At 35.2% G+C, this 18,755-nt stretch carries 16 protein-coding genes; 11 read left to right on the top strand and 5 right to left on the bottom strand.

The annotated features are described in order from the left end of the window. Nucleotides 1-51: 51 nt before the first annotated feature. Entirely contained in the window at nucleotides 52-387 is a 336-nt protein-coding gene (locus BUE84_RS06505) for a HopJ type III effector protein (RefSeq protein ID WP_079240933.1), read from the bottom strand. Nucleotides 388-545: 158 nt separating this feature from the next. Between BUE84_RS06505 and BUE84_RS06500 the strand changes: the two genes are divergently transcribed. Both BUE84_RS06500 and BUE84_RS06495 read left to right on the top strand, forming a co-directional pair. Beyond that, nucleotides 546-1,928 carry an RtcB family protein gene (locus BUE84_RS06500; RefSeq protein WP_079240932.1) on the top strand — a complete coding sequence of 461 codons (1,383 nt, stop codon included), beginning with the start codon at nucleotides 546-548 and terminating at the stop codon, nucleotides 1,926-1,928. Between the two features lie 462 nt (nucleotides 1,929-2,390). Then, a complete protein-coding gene (locus BUE84_RS06495; protein ID WP_079240931.1) occupies nucleotides 2,391-3,989 on the top strand; it encodes a hypothetical protein in 1,599 nt (532 codons plus the stop codon). 282 nt (nucleotides 3,990-4,271) lie between these two features. Here the strand turns inward: BUE84_RS06495 and cobC are convergent, their stop codons facing one another. Together cobC and BUE84_RS06480 are read right to left on the bottom strand one after the other, a co-directional pair. Continuing rightward, nucleotides 4,272-4,826 carry an alpha-ribazole phosphatase family protein gene (gene cobC, locus BUE84_RS06485; protein WP_079240929.1) on the bottom strand — a complete coding sequence of 185 codons (555 nt, stop codon included), beginning with the start codon at nucleotides 4,824-4,826 and terminating at the stop codon, nucleotides 4,272-4,274. After that, nucleotides 4,811-5,593 (bottom strand): adenosylcobinamide-GDP ribazoletransferase, encoded by a 783-nt coding sequence (locus tag BUE84_RS06480; RefSeq protein ID WP_079240928.1) that lies wholly within the window; start codon nucleotides 5,591-5,593, stop codon nucleotides 4,811-4,813. The genes cobC and BUE84_RS06480 overlap by 16 nt, the downstream gene beginning before the upstream one ends. A gap of 177 nt (nucleotides 5,594-5,770) precedes the next feature. On the opposite strand from BUE84_RS06480, the gene BUE84_RS06475 reads away from it, so the two are divergent. Next, entirely contained in the window at nucleotides 5,771-6,763 is a 993-nt protein-coding gene (locus tag BUE84_RS06475; protein WP_079240927.1) for a hypothetical protein, read from the top strand. A 58-nt stretch (nucleotides 6,764-6,821) separates the two neighbouring features. Here the strand turns inward: BUE84_RS06475 and cobT are convergent, their stop codons facing one another. After that, on the bottom strand, nucleotides 6,822-7,829 hold the full coding sequence (cobT, locus tag BUE84_RS06470; RefSeq protein ID WP_079240926.1) for a nicotinate-nucleotide--dimethylbenzimidazole phosphoribosyltransferase: 1,008 nt from the start codon (nucleotides 7,827-7,829) through the stop codon (nucleotides 6,822-6,824). Between the two features lie 398 nt (nucleotides 7,830-8,227). Here cobT and BUE84_RS06465 point away from each other — a divergent pair, with 398 nt between their 5' ends. The 4 genes from BUE84_RS06465 to BUE84_RS06450 all read left to right on the top strand — a co-directional run bounded on the left by BUE84_RS06465 (nucleotide 8,228) and on the right by BUE84_RS06450 (nucleotide 13,088). Further along, nucleotides 8,228-8,980, top strand: coding sequence for a DNA polymerase beta superfamily protein (locus tag BUE84_RS06465; RefSeq protein WP_079240925.1), 753 nt, complete (start codon nucleotides 8,228-8,230; stop codon nucleotides 8,978-8,980). A gap of 85 nt (nucleotides 8,981-9,065) precedes the next feature. Continuing rightward, nucleotides 9,066-11,081: an AAA family ATPase gene (locus tag BUE84_RS06460; RefSeq protein WP_079240924.1), complete on the top strand. Its 2,016-nt coding sequence runs from the start codon at nucleotides 9,066-9,068 to the stop codon at nucleotides 11,079-11,081. Nucleotides 11,082-11,083: 2 nt separating this feature from the next. Beyond that, on the top strand, nucleotides 11,084-11,980 hold the full coding sequence (locus tag BUE84_RS06455; protein WP_079240923.1) for an HNH endonuclease: 897 nt from the start codon (nucleotides 11,084-11,086) through the stop codon (nucleotides 11,978-11,980). A gap of 1 nt (nucleotide 11,981) precedes the next feature. Then, nucleotides 11,982-13,088, top strand: a complete 1,107-nt coding sequence (locus BUE84_RS06450; RefSeq protein ID WP_079240922.1) for a DNA polymerase beta superfamily protein — start codon at nucleotides 11,982-11,984, stop codon at nucleotides 13,086-13,088. Nucleotides 13,089-13,202: 114 nt separating this feature from the next. Here the strand turns inward: BUE84_RS06450 and BUE84_RS06445 are convergent, their stop codons facing one another. Beyond that, nucleotides 13,203-13,544: a TfoX/Sxy family protein gene (locus tag BUE84_RS06445; protein WP_079240921.1), complete on the bottom strand. Its 342-nt coding sequence runs from the start codon at nucleotides 13,542-13,544 to the stop codon at nucleotides 13,203-13,205. 167 nt (nucleotides 13,545-13,711) lie between these two features. Here BUE84_RS06445 and BUE84_RS06440 point away from each other — a divergent pair, with 167 nt between their 5' ends. The 4 genes from BUE84_RS06440 (at nucleotide 13,712) to BUE84_RS06425 (ending at nucleotide 18,734) form a co-directional block, all read left to right on the top strand. Next, the gene (locus BUE84_RS06440; protein WP_079243867.1) at nucleotides 13,712-14,227 is read left to right on the top strand and encodes a DUF2975 domain-containing protein; all 516 of its coding nucleotides are present in this window, start codon (nucleotides 13,712-13,714) and stop codon (nucleotides 14,225-14,227) included. A 1-nt stretch (nucleotide 14,228) separates the two neighbouring features. Continuing rightward, nucleotides 14,229-14,432, top strand: coding sequence for a helix-turn-helix domain-containing protein (locus tag BUE84_RS06435; RefSeq protein WP_002980904.1), 204 nt, complete (start codon nucleotides 14,229-14,231; stop codon nucleotides 14,430-14,432). Between the two features lie 184 nt (nucleotides 14,433-14,616). Beyond that, complete coding sequence (locus BUE84_RS06430) at nucleotides 14,617-15,489, top strand: ABC transporter ATP-binding protein (protein WP_079240920.1); 873 nt, start codon at nucleotides 14,617-14,619, stop codon at nucleotides 15,487-15,489. A 2-nt stretch (nucleotides 15,490-15,491) separates the two neighbouring features. Further along, nucleotides 15,492-18,734: an ABC transporter permease/M1 family aminopeptidase gene (locus tag BUE84_RS06425; protein ID WP_079240919.1), complete on the top strand. Its 3,243-nt coding sequence runs from the start codon at nucleotides 15,492-15,494 to the stop codon at nucleotides 18,732-18,734. The last annotated feature ends 21 nt before the right edge of the window (nucleotides 18,735-18,755 follow it).

The raw sequence follows: 18,755 nt of genomic DNA, 5'->3' as shown, positions 1-18,755 counted from the left end.
GTGTTTTTTAATAAGCAAAACTGCTTTTTATTTCTGCTCTTTTCTTGAAAACTATTTCTCTCTCAAAGCATTTTCATCAAAAGTAATTCCTTCCCAGCCGAATTTCATAAAGTTTCGGATATTCTGATGGTCACTTCCTTCAGGATTTTTCAAAACATCTTCTCTGTAGAACTCACCAAAAAGCCAAAGGGTTTGCTCTTTCGTCAGATCCTGAATACTTGCAAAACTGAACACTTTGCACGAACCATTATTCTGCCCGGCCTGATTGGTTGTATCTCCGTTTTGAAAGGCAGTAGGAGTAAATTCATAATGTTCATCAATATGAGTGATCACATCACTAAACTGAATCGTTTCCGGGAAATGTTTTAATTGTTCTAATAATACCATGAGCCTTGTTTTTTTTAATTTTATATTATTTTTACGAGTCTGCCAATGTGCTTTTTCGTCTTTTTAATTAATTTTTGTAAAAATAATTAAAATTTCTTTATCTACGCAAAACTATTGCGCAATAATGATATTACTTTGCATCATCAAAATGAAACAAAATGGAATTTAATGGAAATCATTTAATCGAATTAGGATATAGACCGGCAAAATGGTTTAAAGATGCTATTAGCCATATCAACGAGAATAATCTGGGTGAACATCAGATCACAGAGTATCTGGTACAGTTCAAACAATCAGATCTTATTCCGCTTCATGAAACAGCTAAAGATTTTATGATCAACATACGTGCGGAACACGAAAGTGAGAATGATAATGTGGAAAAAGTAATCAAAACAATGAAAGTTCTGATGAAAACCCCTACACTGATTAGCGGAGCTTTAATGCCTGATGCCTGTCCTACAGGTCCTGAAGGTCAGATTCCCGTAGGCGGTGTGGTAGTAGCAAAAAATGCCATTCACCCGGGATTCCATAGTGCTGATATCTGTTGTTCTGTAATGTTGACGGATTTTGGAAAAACCAATCCTAAAGATGTTTTGGATGCAGCACATTCTATCACTCATTTCGGATACGGAGGAAGACCAAGAGGGGAACAGATACCGATGTCTCAGGAACTGATGGATGCTTTCAGAGAAAATGAATTCTTACAAGATGAAAAACTGATCAGCATCGCCCGTTCTCATATGGGAACTCAGGGAGACGGAAACCACTTCCTTTTTGTCGGAATTTCCAAAAATACTGGAAATACTATGATGGTAACACACCACGGATCAAGAGCTCCGGGTGCTGCTTTATATGATAAAGGAATGAAGGTTGCCAACCGTTTCAGACAGGAAATCTCTCCTGAAACATTAAGAGAAAATGCCTGGATTCCTTATGATACGGATGAAGGTAAATCTTATTGGGAAGCCCTGCAACTGATAAGACAATGGACAAAAGAAAACCATACTTCCCTTCATGATGCCGTGCTGAATAAGCTGGAAATGGAGAAAGAAAACAGATATTGGAACGAACATAACTTCGTTTTCAAAGATGGAGATCTGTTCTATCACGCAAAAGGAGCTACTCCACTGGATGATAAGTTTATGCCTGATATTACAGGACCAAGACTGATTCCGTTGAATATGGCAGAACCGGTATTGATTGTTCAGGGAAAAACCAATGAAAGAAACTTAGGGTTTGCCCCGCATGGAGCTGGAAGAAATTTCAGCAGAAGCCAGCATAAAAAGTCTTTGGCTCATAAAACAACTGAGGAAATCTTCAATGAAGAAACAGAAGGATTAGATATCCGTTTTTACTCTAATGAAGTTGATATTTCTGAGCTTCCGAGCGCTTATAAAAGTGCTAAGAATGTGAGAGCACAGATTGAGGAATATGGACTTTGCGAAGTTCTGGATGAAGTGATGCCTTACGGATGTATTATGGCCGGAGATGTTGAGAAAAATGCTCCGTGGAAGAAAAAGAAGAAATTCAGAAAAGCATGATTTTAAAACAAAATCTATAACTAATAAATAACCTTACGGGTTTTAGAAACCCGTAAAGTTTGAATAAAAACAATAACCAAAATTTCACAGCACTAAAAAGTTATTTTTAAAAAAAAATTAAAGGCAAAGAAAGTTCCTATATTTCCAGATTTACTTTCCGCCTTTTTACAAATTATAAGGCAAAGGGAGTTCCTATATTTTTTGGATAAATCACTCCCCGCTTTTTATAAACTATAGGTAAAAGGAGTTCCTATACCCTTCACTTTTAATGAATCTACTCCTCACTTATTTTTTAAAATTAAAACAATGAAAACACTATAATTATTCAATGCTGTACTGGCCAGAAAATCTGATGGAAAACCATTTATTTCTAATGATGGATTCATCATTGAACCAGATGCTTTATGGGCAAAAAATGAAATCATCTCTTTTTATGCAAAGGAAAAACTGAATGGTAATGATTTGAATAAAACCTTTCATAAATCCTGGGAAAAAATAAAGAACACTTCCAGAATTGATTTATTTTTTGAACAGATCACCCATTATATTTCAACGTATGGAAGTGATTTCCAAAGTGAAATCTATATTCCCAATGAAATCTTGAATGTTCCTGACATGAAGCTGGTTTTTAAAGTTATCAAAGCCTACTCTGTGGAAGAAATGCAGGAAAAATGTCTTGCTCTTTTAAGATCAGGTATTGCTTTAAAAGAAGAAACCATTGATGATTTGCTTTCTGTTTTACATACAGAGCTGGAATATGATTTTACCGGAAAAGAAAACATCAGAAATAAAGAAGCGGTTATAAAAATAGCTGACCTTTATGATATTTATCCTGAAAATCCCGTTGAGTTTTTCCGTTATGTTATTTATAAAACAACGAATACAACGCTTTTAATCAAAAACGATGATTTGATTGATGTAATCAAGCAGAGTAATTTCAATCCGACATCCTTATTTGAAAGCTTTGGAATGGAGAAAATGGCGGAAATTTTCAATAGATTTAAGCCTTTATTCCTTGCTTATAAAAACAGAGCACCAAAAGCGATCAATAAAATATCAAAGTTATCTAAAGTATATCATAAGCCATTGATTTCAAACCCATTGAATGATGCCACAAATACTCTATTGGAAAACAGCGATTGGCACTGGCTGGAAAATGCAACACCGTTTGCGTTATTCAAAGCATTGTCAGCATGTTACTCAAGAATGTATGGTCAGGATACGTTTGTCTACAGAGTCCGAAACGGAAAATCATGGACTAAAAAAGGTAAGGAAACTTACGTGAATCAGTTCAATTATGATTTCATTCTGGATTTCTTGAAACTTAAATATGAAAACCTTTCCGGAAAGAAATTCTATTTCCCTGAAAATGTGGAATTCGCATTGCCAACTTCTGAAAAGATGTTTGTTGGAAACATTCCTACCGGAACACGTTTTTATGCGGATAGGCTGGCCGTAGGTATTTATTGGGAAGACCGATGGGGTGCTAATGACCTTGACCTTTCGGGATTGAATATCGCTGGAAAAATAGGCTGGAATGCCGCTTATAATCATGGTAACGGACAGTTGATGTATTCAGGAGATATGACTTCTGCTCCCAACGGTGCTGTGGAATATCTTTATGCCAATAAAGGTCTTTGTGAACCTACACTTGTCATGAACAACGTTTTCAGTGGAGATGCCAACTGTGGATATAAAATTGTGATCGGAAAAGGAGATGATATTTCCTACGATTTTATGATGAATCCTAATCATCTCTTTGCTGAGGCCAGATGTAATTCTGTTCAGAAGCAAATGATTCTGGGAATGCTGGTGACAAAGAACGAAAAGCAATGTTTCGTACTGTTGAATTTCGGAGCAGGACATTCACATGTTTCAGGAAATAGCCAGGTTTCCATGATGGCCACAACGGCATTGTACCAGCAATGGTATGAAGCGATGCCTTTCAACGAGCTTATCAAAGAACTTGGAGGTGAGATTACCACAGAAAAAGCAGAAGCTGATTTTGATTTCTCACTGGAAAGCCTGGAAAAAGATAGTTTTATCAGAATTTTTAAATAAATTCCATAACGTCATCTGATGGTATCGGGTGGCGTTTTTTTGTGGAATGTTATAGAAAAAATGTTGGATAACCATCCCGTTAAAAATTCTTTGAATTTTCGCCACCCTTCCGAAGGAGGGGAATTTTCACATCTTCGGTTGAGAGGTTGGTTAGGATTGTACTTTTGGTAAAAGAAGGCTGGATTCCTGCGGAATGACCCATTTGTAATGATGGTTTACCCACACAGTTTGTCATTCCGTAGGAATCTAAACCATCCATATTAGTATAGAATTTTCCCAATGTTATACATTCATCTTTTTAACAGAAAAAATACCATCATTCCCATTAATAATCATTTTTTTGCCATAATCAATCTGAACAGCAAACATATTCTCCAGGGGAAACTGAAGCACCGCCTGCAGGATCAGACGAATAACTCCGGCATGTGTAACTATAAGTGCTTTTTCCAGATCTTTTCTCTGAATGAATTCATTCCAGAAGCTGAGAACGCGGTTTTGCATTTCTAGAAGACTTTCACCGCCTGAGGCTTTTACAATCACAAAATCCTGATACCACGGATTGATTTCTTCTTCAGGAATATCCGTCCATTTTTTCATTTCCCAGCTCCCGAAATTCATTTCACGCAGTCTTTCATCTATCTGATAATCCAACTTGAAAAAATCAGCCAAAAGACGGCAGCGTTGAGAAGGGCTTGAAATAATTACGTCGTAATCCTTGTCTATATCCAACGTTTTAAAATCTTCAGTGAAATCTTTACGTAAAGGCATTTCAGCAAAACCATAACAGAGGTTTTCCGGATTGTCTACAGCAGTATGACGGATCAGATGAATTTCCATACGATGATTGTTCCTAAATAAAATAAAACTTCACAAACCTGCTGTACAGAACCCAGACAATCTCCTGTGTAGCCTCCAATATGTTTTTTAAAATACCAGCCCATATAGATTTTCCCTAAATAGGCCAGACCAAAAGCAAAAATCAGCCGCCAGTCCGGAATCAGGACAAAAGCCATTAAAACACTGATGAATCCTATTAGCAAAGCCATTCCGTCCAATGGTTTATTGGCTAAAGGCTTTGATTTGCTGACATCAATATCAGTAACATACTGATGGGTATAAATCATTGTTCCTGAAATAAACCGGCTTGACGTATGAGCTAAAACAATGATCCCTAAAACTTTCAATGAATCCATAACTCCCAAAGCCTGGATGCTGTAGAATTTTAGAGCAAAAAGCAGGATAATACCAATGGTTCCGTAGGCTCCTACCCGACTGTCTTTCATAATAGTCAGAATTTTTTCTTTCCCATATCCGCCTCCGAAACTATCGCACATATCTGTAAAACCATCTTCATGAAAAGCTCCGGTCAGCAAAACACTGGCGATCATCATTAAAACAATCCCTATTTCCAGATTAAAAAGCATTGTGGAAAGATAAAGAATCACGGCATTAATCAGTCCTATTACCAGCCCAATCCACGCGAAATATTTTTGAGATTTGTTCATAATCTCACTGGAATAAGGAAGGGTAAACGGAACCGGAATTCTTGTAAAAAACATCAATGCCGTTGCAAAGTAGATCAGTTCATTCTTGAGGACTTTCATCTGTTCGTTTTAATATAAAACTGGATTAATCAATTTCTGTAAAAATAGGAAAGCTTTCAACAATGATAAAGGGATCGATTGAAAAAATACAAAACATGAATCTTATCATTTTAAATTTATCCTTTTATTTCCGGAGTATTTCTAGTTTTGCACCATAATAACCATGAAAAAAATCAAATGAAAAAATCTTATTTCGTTGGATTATGTCTTATATCCATAATAAGCTGCTCAGCTCCCGGCGATGAGCTGGAAACTACAAATGAATCACAAGCCTTAGATGCATCCGGCAAAAGCATGCTGGCAAAAGGAGGTTTCAGAGACAACCCTGATACTCCCACTCCTCCGCCTGCAGGAATCTGGTCCAAATTTTTTTCTTTAACTAATCCTATTTATGGGTTCTACAGTAACCATACAAAAAAACATTTGTACATTAACTATACCCGAGTAGAGATGCTTCCAAAATCATATTCAGGATTAAGCTATTATTACCTGGACAGATTAATAGGCTCTGCAGATGGGCCTGGCCCGGCCATTTCAGCCTGGTTCAATACCATTACGAATGATCAGGTATTAACAACCAATCCTAATGAAATCAATGGGCAAAGTAACTGGGAAAAAAGCAACCTTGGTACCAGCTATAATGGTGATGAACCAGGAAGTTTTCCGATTTACAGGTACTTCAATGGTGATAAAAAAACACACTTCTACACCAGAGACAAAAATGAATTGGGAGATGGAAAAGACGGCTATGTTTATGAAGGAATTGCTTTCTACCTTAAAGATTCACCACCAAAAGATTTTAGAATCCGTGACGGAGAATTATTCCAGGATAACAATACAGGAACTCTTTACATCGTATTTGAAAGTACCCTGAGACGTATTGAATCTTTTGCAGTGATCAATAATCTGTTTGCCGTTCAGGGCAAAGCCTATCTGCTCTCTAAAGTGAATATAGAAGAGTACACCGGAGAAAGAGGGGCTGATATCACTTCTTCTACGCAACTTGTACAAAATACCAATGATGGCAAAATGTATTTGGTTGACGATGGATTATACAGGTATATTCCTTCTATGCAGATATTTAATACCTATAAATTTAATCCGGATGCTATTCAACATAAGCCTGTACGTATGATGTTTAAAGGTAAAGATGTTGCTAAAACTTACTAGTATTTTTCATTTCTATACGATAAAAGGGGCTTCATCGCCCCTTTATTATTTTGTATAACTAAGATGACTTATTGGAAATATGAGCATCTTCAAAGCTGGACATTTCATTCAGGAAATTAACCGCACTCTGAATAATCGGATAAGCCAATGCGCAGCCTGTTCCTTCTCCGAGGCGCAGATTCAGATTGAGAATGGCTTGCTCTCTCATTAACCCTAACAACTGAGGATGGGCATTTTCATTGCTTACATGACAGAAGATACAGTTGTTCAACACTTCAGGATTCTTTTTCCAGACCGTGGCTACAGCAACCGTTGCAATAAATCCGTCTACCATGATCAGCATATTGTGATGATAAGCTTCTTCTATGGCTCCAATCATTTGGGCAATCTCCAGTCCGCCAAATGTTTGAGCAATTTCATCCTCGTTCATTTCAGCCGGATATTTTTCAATAGCTTCTTTTAAAATACTGACCTTATTGTCTAACTGATGATCATTCAGTCCCGTTCCTCGTCCGATACAATTGATAATCGGAATGTCAAAGAGCTTGCTCATCATCAAAGAAGAAGCGGAAGTATTCCCGATTCCCATTTCACCGAAGCCAATAATATTGCAACCTTTTTTCGCAATATCATTCACCACAGCTTTTCCATTTTTAAGCGCCTGCTGATATTCTTCAGGAGTCATGGCAGGTTCTTCCAGAATATTACGGCTGGATTTTCTTACTTTTTTATCCACCAGATCCAATCCTTCCGGAAAGTCGAAATTGACTCCGGCATCCACAATTTTGATTTTAATATCATTCTGCCTGCAAAACACATTAATGGCTGCCCCTCCGCCAAGGAAATTCATCACCATCTGGTAGGTGACTTCCTGTGGATAGGCACTTACTCCCGCCGTGGCTATCCCATGATCGGCCGCAAAAACCACCATATGAGGATTCACTAAATGCGGTGAAGTGGTTTTCTGAACCATTCCGATTTTGTGGGCAATATGTTCAAGATGTCCTAATGCCCCTAACGGCTTTGTTTTAAAATCAATTTTATGCTGTAATTCTGATGATAACATGGATGTTTATAGTTATGTTAAATGGAAAAATGCAATATTAGTAAAATTCAATGAGTCTTTTTCTTTTGTCTTGACACAAAAGAAACAAAAGGTCAAGACCTTGAAAATTGAGCTAAAAATAAAATGTGTTCTCTAAAAATTCTAAACTCGTGCGAATTCATTATTACTTTTTTGCATCAATATATTTGTCGCACTCAGACAGGAGAATTTTCTTAACGTTCACACAATTTATTTTTTTGATGCACAATTTTCAAAGGTCAAAAAAAATTTTGGCCACAGCATTCACTTACCCCCAAACTCACAAACCCGAAACCCGCACCTCGAAACTTAAAACTTAAAACAGCTACGCGAGTACATTGCGCACTTCATCTTTTACTTTGCACTATAAATACAAAACAATGACACCAAAAATACTTGAAAAAATAAAAGAAGTAGAAGCAGCACGTGGCGTAGAAGTCCTTCTTGCTGTAGAATCAGGGAGCAGAGCCTGGGGTTTTGCGTCTCCTGACAGTGATTATGATATACGTTTTATATACAGGCATGAAAAAGACTGGTATCTTTCCCCCTGGGACAAGGATGAAACGATAGAATTTATGACAAAAGATGATCTTGACGGCTCCGGATGGGATCTGCGAAAGACCTTTCATCTCTTACTGAAGTCGAATGCGGCATTGCTAAGTTGGTTTTATTCTCCTATCGTTTACAAAGCGGACGAAAAGTTTGTTGATCTTTTCAGACCTCTGGCAGATGCCTGTTTTTCTCCGGTAGCCGTTTCTTACCATTATTTAAGCATGAGCAAAAAATATCTGGAAGCGTGCAGAAGTGATGAAGTAAAATTAAAAAGTTACTTCTATTGCTTACGAACCACATTAACAGGAAAATGGATCATAGAAAAAGGAACAGTTCCGCCTGTACTCTTCAGTGATCTGCTTGTTTTAACCAATGACGAAACCAGACGGAAAATAGAAGATCTTATCGCCTTAAAAGCAACTAAAGGAGAATCCTATTATCATCCGAACGATTGGGAACTGTTTGATTTTCTGGAGAAAACAATCGCTGAAAATGAGGAAAAATCGAAAAGTCTGTCAGGAGGAAAAGCGGATAAGGGTGAGATGGAGAGGGTTTTTAGGGAGATATTGGAGAAATGTTAGAGATTACGGGAAGCCGTAGTTTATTTTTGAGAAACTATACTGAAATATTAATATATTAGAAAAAACTAAATAATTCTATAATACGATGAGACTTGTAGCAATATACTTAAAAGACCATTTTTTGTTTTCTGACTCAATACTAAACCTTGGGGGGAAATACATTTATGATGTTAAATATAAACAAGATAATAAATATGAAATAACTAAAGTTCCAAATAAAAATCATATTGAAAATTTTTGGGGTAATAATCTATCATTAGTCTCAGCAATTGTAGGAGAAAATGGATCAGGAAAGACAAGTCTTTTTAGAAACTTAAATAAAATATTTTCTCCTTATGACAGACAAGATATAGCCTCTGATTCTATTTTTATTTTTGAAAATTTATTAGAAGACAGCTATTGTTATTTCTCTGAAAAATTTGAAATTGATGAGGTTGCTAAAATTAAGAAGAATGAAATTGAAACAATTTATTATTCTCCGGTTATTGACTATGATTTAATTGATATTAATTCACCAATAAGTATGATACAATTTTATGGCGAATCAATTTCAACATTTTATATTCAAAATATTCAAAGACATTTATTCTTTCTAAAAAATACAAATCTACTTGAAAGTTTAAAAAAATCATATGAACATTTTCCATTCTACGAAAAATTAACAATCAAAGCAAATCAACTATATAGAGATGATTTTGAAAGGGTTTACATACATACAACAATAGGAAATAACTTTTACAGAGTTAGAAATGATTTAATGCAATTAGCAAAAAATACACCTTATTGTTTTTCTAATGAAAATGAAGTTGAAGAATATTTTAATAGACGCGAAGGTTTACAAGAAGAATTAAGAAATGTTTGGAGTAAATATAAAAATTCAGAAGAATCTTCTCATCTGTTACATGATGGAAAAGATTTTAAAAAAAATTTAGAAATAAATATTCTATCATTTTTAGTTATCAATGATACTTTTACTATAAACAACGATAACGGGAGTTACGATTTTAACAAAATTCTGGAACCAGAAAACTTCACAGAAAAATTACACCATTTTTTCAATAAATACATAATTCAAACAAGCAAATATTTTTATCAAGTTTTACTAAAAGGCAAAAATGAGCTAGATATTGAAGATTCTGAAATTTTATTAAAAGAATTAACAGAAAACAACAGCCTAAAAGATGGTACTTTTCCTGGTGGATTTAAAATCGATTCTATCAATAGAGTAATAAAAAATCATATACTTATTTTTAGAAATATACTAGACTTCTATAATCAAATAAATCAACTTATAAATGACAAATCTACTACAGAAATTGAAGGTGGACTTGAAATAGATATTACAAAGTTAGATTTAGAATCTTTCAATAAATTTATTAAAACATATGAATTTTTAAAAGATGAATTAACGGATTCATTACCTAATAAGAGTAGAGACATATTAGAAATTAAACCCACAAAAAAACTATCGACAGGAGAAAAAGCTCTATTAGATTTATATTCTTCTATCTACGATTATTTGAAAAGATTTGGAGATCATCAATATAATGAAAATTGTATTTTTTTATTAGATGAAGCTGATTTAGGATTTCATCCAGAATGGAAAAAAAAATATATTAACGCTCTCACAACTACTTTACCTATTTTAATTAGTTCTGTAAAAGATAAAATTAAAAATTTACAGATTGTTTTTGCAACACATGACCCTTTAACTCTGTCAGATATCCCAAATAGAAATGTTGCTTACTTAAAAAGAGGAATTAAAACAGAAGTTTTATCAGAAAATGAAAAACCTACAAAATCTTTTGGTGCAAACATTACAGATTTATTATCTGATAGTTTCTTTATTAGAGATGGTTTAATGGGAGATTTCGCAAAAGAAAAAATAGAAGAGGTTATTAAATATTTAAATGGTAATACAAGTCTAATAACGGACAATGTTGAAGCAAAAAAAATAATTAACATTATTGACGAACCAATTCTTAAATACAAATTAGAAGATATGTATTTTGAGAAATTTCCTGAAGAATATAATAAAGAAAAAGAGATTGAGGAATTAATGAAAAAAGCACAAGAATTAGGATTAAATATTCAAAGATAATCATGTTAAACATAAATCCAACAAAAGAAGCAATTGATTTCCATAATGAAAAAGTTAGTAAGCTATTCAAGGAAACTATTAAAAAGGGATATATATTACGAGAAAAAACTCAAAAAAATCTTGCCTCAGAATTTCTGTCCTTTTTAGATAGATATAAAGATGAACTGATAAGTGCTAAGCCGGAAAGATTACTTGAAATAAATAAGGAATTCGAAAAGAAGGGGCTATCCAGTCATCAATTAAAGCTAATAAAAAGTTTTTTTATTCAAACTGGTTATAATAATTTCCCAAATAAAGAATTTTTAAATTTATTAGAAATTGATACCTGTGTATATTGTAATCGAAACTATACATTAGATTTTGATAAACTTAATAATGCACGAGCCGAGCTTGATCATTGGTTCCCAAAAGAAAATTATCCGATTCTTGCATTGAGTTTTTATAATCTAATCCCAAGTTGTCATTCATGTAATCACATTAAACATAATAATGCTCCAGATGGAGGTTGGGACAATGCATTACAAAACATTAACCATCCATATTTAGATGATAAAACTTCTACATTTTCTTTTAGCTATTTTTTTAGTTCTATTAATCAACCAAAGGCAATCATAAAATCAAATAATGAAAAAGCAAAAAAAACCATTGAATTTAATAAAATCGATAAGATTTATAAAACTCAATCTACTAGAGAGCTCAAAGACTTATTAGATTTACGTTATAAATATTCTCAAAATTATTTAGATAATTTGTTAAACAAAACATTCACAGAAGAATTCTCAATGTCTAAAGAAGAGGCATATAGAATGGTTTTCGGCATAGAAGTTAAAGAAGAAGATTATCATAAAAGACCTTTTTCAAAATTCAAAAAAGATATTATTGATGAATTATTAAAGTAGTATGACCATCCAAGACCTAAAAAACAAAAACCTCCTCCTCTTCGAAGCCATTTCCGGGAGCCGGGCTTTTGGGCTGGCAACGGAAAATTCTGATACGGATATCCGTGGGGTTTATTATCTGCCGAAGGAAGATTTCTTTGGACTGAACTATATTCCGCAGATTTCCAATAAGACGAATGATATTACGTATTATGAAATCGGGAGGTTTATAGAATTGCTGCAGAAAAATAATCCTAATATTCTGGAAGTTCTGGCAAGTCCGGAAGACTGTATTCAATATAAACATCCGTTGATGGATCTATTGAAAACTGAAGATTTCCTGTCAAAACTATGTAAAGATACCTTTGCAGGCTATGCTGTTTCGCAGATTAAAAAAGCAAAAGGTCTCAATAAAAAGATTCTAAACCCTATTGATAAAGAGAGAAAATCAATCCTGGATTTCTGTTTTATTCTGGAAGGACAAGGTTCTGTACCCTTGAAAAAATGGCTGCATGAATTCCCCTCATCTGGAGGGGTGTCCGAAGGACGGGGTGGTTTATCACAAGAAAAATGCGGATTAATAAACATTGACCATACAAAAGGAATGTATTCGTTATTTTATGATGAATCGGGAAAGTTGGGCTATAAAGGTGTTATTCATCATGAAGAAGCGAATCAGGTTTCCGTGTCCTCCATTCCTAAAAATGAAAAACCTCTTGCCTATCTGTTTTGCAACCTTGATGCGTACTCTGTGTACTGCAAAGACTACAGGGAATATTGGAAATGGGTAGCTGAGCGCAATGAAGACCGTTACAATGTCAATCAGACTCACGGACAGAATTATGACAGCAAGAACATGATGCACACCATCCGGTTGCTGCAGTCCTGTGAACAGATTTTTAAAACCAACTCACTGACCATCCGTGTAGAAAACCGTGATGAACTCTTAGACATCAAAGCGGGAAATCAATCGTATGAAGATGTAATGCAAAAGGCAGAAAACCTTATAGAATCTATAGAAAGACATCATTCTACATCAAATCTTCCTGAATATCCGGATTTAGAAAAAACAACAAAAATCCTGATTGAAATAAGGAAAAAACTGTACGATAAGAATTATGAATTATAAATGATAAATTATGAATGTGGGACTGTTAAATTCCAATGCTCCCACTCTCAAACTCTCTAACCCTCTCACTCTCCAACCCTCAAACTCTCCGACTCAAACCCTGCAATCCAAAACTCACTTCTTCGAAGCTTTTGCTATCGGGTTATAATCAAGGCAGATTGTGATCCAGTATTCAAAATCTGCTGCTTTTTGAAAACCAATGGGTTCTACATAGCAATATCCATTGAGCTGTTTTCCTTTCATGATCATCGGCAGAAAGCCTTTCTTTTCTGAAACTTCATCTTCCAGCTCAGGATCATAACGGCACATAAGATTGTCGTGACTGATGTTGATACACATCTTCCCGTTGACAAGAAAAGACAGTCCGCTGAACATTTTCTTTTCCTCAACCTCAATATTTTTTATTATTGAAAGCCGTTCACGTACCCGGTCGGCCAGTTCTGTACTGTAAGCCATGATTTCAATTTTTTTGTTATTTAAAATTAATTAAAAACAATGATTATCACACTATTCCATGGAGATTTCTGAGAGCTCTTAATCTGAAAAAATAAAATTTTATTTAAATTAATTATTGTTTTACGATAATTAATTATACATTTGCAATATCAATTATGCTTCATACCATGAACCAGACCAAAATTATTTCAAAGATTTTATTTTATATCTGCTCCTTACTTTCAGCCGGATATCTGATCACTTTTGTATATTCTCTATTCTGTCTGAGCAGCGGATTTGCAGTTACGCCCTATAAAAACGGAAAGTTCCTTCATATCAATTATCCGTTTACAGAACAGCCGTTTCTGAATATCGAAAACAATTATCCTTATATGATCTTTTCCTTTATGTTGGTACTCATCACTTATGGAACCTTTTTCTGGTTATCAGCCAAAGTTTTCAAAGTATTTTTCCAACAGAAGCTGTTTACTCAGGAAAATATCAATCAGCTTAAGCAATTTTACCTGTATAATATTTTCATTCCTCTTCCACTGGTGATTATCGCGAGTTTCTTTGTGGAAGTAGAAAGTATGATATGGGGACTGGTGTTTATTCACTTTATGCTTGGAATTTTCTGCCTGTTTCTTGCGAATATCTTTAAGCAAGGACTACATTTGCAAAACGAACAAGACCTATTTATTTAAAATGCCAATTATAGTCAACTTAGATGTGATGCTTGCCAAAAGAAAAATGCAGAGTAAAGAATTGGCAGAAAAACTGGGTATCACGCCCGTAAACCTCTCTATCTTAAAAACCGGAAAAGCCAAAGGTGTCCGATTCGATACCCTTGAAGCCATCTGTAAAATCCTGGAATGCCAGCCGGGAGATATTCTTGAATTTAAAGAGTAGACGGGATTCGGGGTGCGAGTTGCGGGTTTTGAGTTTGAAGGTGAGAGTGTTTGAGCATGGTATCTGAAACTTCCTCTAACCTCTAGCTTCTAGCCTCCTGCTTCTAGCTTCCAGCCATTAACTTCTAACTTCTAAATCAGCTGCCGAAAGGCCGCCTGTCCTTCTATTCCCCAAACACAACGTTATGAATACACTATCCATCACCAACCTCAGCCTTACCTATAAAAATGGTTTTCAGGCTATTAAAAACATTTCACTGGACATCAAAAACGGAATGTTCGGACTGTTGGGTCCCAACGGAGCCGGAAAATCTTCTTTGATGAAAACCATTGTCGGACTTCAGAAACCAACCTCCGGAACCCTGCTATTCAATGAAGTAGATATCGTCAAAAATCCGGATTATATCAAACAGAATCTTGGATTTCTCCCACAGGATTTCGGGGTATACCCAAAAGTTTCTGCCTATGACCTACTGGAACATATCGCCCTATTGAAAGGTATTACTGATAAAAACAAACGTAAAAATCAAATTCTGAGTCTTCTTGAAAAGGTCAACCTTTCTGATTTTGCTAAAAAAGAAGTCCATACTTTTTCAGGTGGGATGAAACAGCGTTTCGGGGTTGCTCAGGCCTTATTAGGAGATCCGAAAATCATCATTGTAGATGAACCCACAGCAGGATTGGATCCGGAAGAACGCAACCGTTTTAATACGCTGCTCAATGATATCAGTCAGGATGTAATCGTTATTCTGTCTACCCATCTTGTTGAAGATGTCAGAAACCTTTGTTCGGAAATGGCAGTGATGAATCATGGGCAAATCCTCAGACAAGGAAATCCCGGAAAACTGATTGCAGAACTGGAAAACAGAATCTGGTCAAAACCCATTCACAAAGATGAACTGGAAACTTACCATTCCAGCTATGAAATCATCAGCAGACAGCTTTTGGAAAGAGAGCTTCACATCACGGTATTCTCTAAAGAATCTCCGAATGACTTCAGTTCCGTAACCCCTTTGCTGGAACACGTTTACTTCCACACACTCACCCAAAAACCTTAATCATGAATACGATATTTTTATTTGAAGCCGGACGCTCTTCCAAGCACTGGCTCACCTATCTTGTGGCCTTACTTTTAATAGGAATGGGCATCTTTTGTGGAAACCAGTTCAACCTTTCAGTAGGAGAAGGAATTTATTTAAACTCGCCCTACACCATTGGTTTTATGACCGGAATGCTGAGTCTTGCCGTAATTTTTTTCGCTACGGTTTATGCGTTGCAGCTGCTTTTTAAAGATCAGGATTCAAAATTTGACAGCATCCTTTTTTCTTTTCCTTTTTCAAAATTCTCTTATCTGAAAGGAAAATTCTACACCTATTTTCTACAGACATTTTTAAGCTTTTCTTTCTTAATGACAGGATTTATTATAGGTCAGATTATGCGTACGGGAAGTGAAATGCAGGAAGGTTTTAACATTCTTCATTATATGTATCCTTTATTCATCTTCGGGTTTATCAATAGCCTGATTGTCTGTAGTTTTCTGTTTCTCATTGCTGTTACGGTAAAGAGAAAATTACTGGTTGTAGTAGGTGGATTGCTTCTCTATGTTTTCTATATGATTATTCTGCTGTTTTCCAATTCACCCTTTATGGCGGGAAGTCTTCCCCAGTCACTGGAAATACAACAGTTTTCGGCTTTAATAGATCCTTTTGGATTATCCGCTTATTTTATGGAAGCTCGTGATCTTACGGTTGATCAGAAAAACATACAGATGGTTCCTTTTTCAGGATACCTTTTGTTTAACAGAATTTTATTCTTTTTTATATCTGTTGGAATTCTTCTGCTTTCACTCAAGCTATTTTCTTTCTCCAATACTTCAGGAAAGAAAGTAAAAATACTAGGAAATATTCTTACATTTTCTGAAAAAAATGAAGCAGAATATTCCACCGTTATGCCCAAATTTAATGAATATAGTTCATTTCGATCTGTCCTTTCATTTGCCAAAACGGATCTTACTTATTTGTTTAAAAGCATTGCCGTTCCTGCTGTTTCCATTCTGTTATTATTTTGCGTTGGGATGGAAATGTATGCCGAAATTGAAAAAGGAATCCGTCTTCCGCAGAAGTATGCAGGTTCAGGACTTATGGCGACAACCATTTCAGAGAATTTTCATCTGCTCGGACTTCTTATTTCGGCTTATTTCCTGAACGATGCCTACTGGAGAAGTTCTTCATCAGGGTTTTCTCTGATTGAAAACAGTACCTATTTATCAAAAAACCGGTTAACCGGACATTTTATTTCCATCAGCTTTCTGCTGTTCTTCTTTACCGGAATTTTAATTATTCAGGGAATTATTTTTCAGGCAGCCTATCAGTATTTTCATATTGACTGGAATGCTTATCTCGGTGTTTTTCTTTTCAATACCTTCCCTTTGATTCTGTTTTCCGGATTGATTCTTTTTATTAATGACAGAATTCCCCATAAATTCATAGCCCTTGGAGTTTCCATCCTTGCTGTCTTTATATTATCAGGTCCGGTTTCAGGGAAACTGATCTCCTATCCTCTCTTCAGGATTTTTTCTGATTTTAAAGGTACATACAGCGATTTTAACGGCTATGGAATCTATGAAAAGGCTTTTGCCCTAAGACTTTTATTCGGAACAGGGATTATCAGTATTTTATGGATACTCAACAGTATTATAAAAATTAAAAAAGTTCCTGTACTTGCATCTGGCTTCAGTATCATTCTGCTCATCTCAGGAATCTTTGCCGGAGTATTGTTTATGAAAGGTTATTTTCCAAAAAATGAAGATCAGGCTGTTCTAAGCTCTGCAGAATATGAAAAAAACTATCGGAAATATGAACATCTTCCACAGCCTGATATTTCTGATATTACCACAGAAATCAAACTCTTCCCTTCTGAAAATGCTTATCAGATCATAGGAAAATATATTCTTAAAAATCAAACCAATGAGCCTATTAATAAGGTTCTGATCAATTTCAATGAGGATTTAAAACTGGAATCTGCTGTGTTAAAGTGTGGTACTGAAATCTCAAAAATTAATAAACATGTTACAGAAGTTTCATTACAACAACCTCTTTTACCAGGTAAAACAGCTTCTCTTGATTTTAAATTATCTTATCAATGGTTTGCTGTCAACGGTCACCAGTCCTTCAATGCCATTATTGAAGAGGGTTCTTTTATGAGAATCAGCAGGTATTATCCTACCATCGGTTATCAAAAAGATGATGAAATTCAGGATGAAAAAGAGCGAGGCCAATTCAAGCTTGGAAAACTCACTGAACTGAAGAAACCGGAAGCTCCTGAAATTTCAAAAAGGGATTTTATCAATTTGAATATGATTATTTCCACGGAAAAAAGCCAGACAGCCATTGGAACAGGAGATCTTATCAAAAAATGGTCCCAGCCCGGACGTAATTATTTCGAATATAAAGCAGATCAGATTCCTTTCAGGTTTGCCGTTTCATCAGCAGAATATAAGATCAAAAGTGAGAACTATAAAGGAATTGACATCAATATCTTTTATCATCAAAAGCACTTTGAAAATGTGAATCACCTTCTTGAAAATGCAAAGCTTACTTTAGATTACTGTCAGCAGAATTTTGGACAATATCCTTTTAAAAGCATCACTTTTGCAGAGATCTCTTCTTTTACCAAAGGTTTTGCAGCTACGGCCTATCCTTCTGCCGTCTTTATGCCGGAAAACATGATTTTTCACGCCAACATACAAGCCGATAAAAAACAGGATGTCATCAATGAACTGGCAGGTCATGAGCTTTCCCATCTCTGGTGGGGCAACAGTCAGATCAACCCGGATGACAGAGAAGGTTCTGTAATGCTTACCGAAACCCTGGCAATGTATACTGAAATGATGCTCTACAAAAAAATGCATGGCAGAGAAAAAATGATGGAAAGAATAAAAGTACATCAACAGATCTACGACAATGAAAAAGGACTGTCTGAAAATGTACCGATTTATAAAGCGACCGGAGATGTTCCGCATATTTCGTATTCCAAAGGAGCTGCAGCAATGGTAGAATTGAGTAATGTATTAGGTGAAGACAAACTAAATATAGCTTTGAAAAATTTCCTCAATAACAACCAATATCCCAAGAAACCTACTTCTCTGGATCTGATCAATGAGCTTTATAATGTTTCTCCGGATATTTCCACCAGAAAACAAATCGACAGATTATTTAAAACTATAGAAAATATAAATTTCACTTCAGGGTCTAAAAGTGCTTCTGTAAAGGCAAACCCCAAAGAAACAACCAACAGTTTTTAAATTTTTTGAAAATATTTTTTC

The organism is Chryseobacterium indologenes, from assembly GCF_002025665.1.
Lineage (GTDB): Bacteria > Bacteroidota > Bacteroidia > Flavobacteriales > Weeksellaceae > Chryseobacterium > Chryseobacterium metallicongregator.
This window is presented reverse-complemented; position numbering and strand designations above follow the sequence as displayed.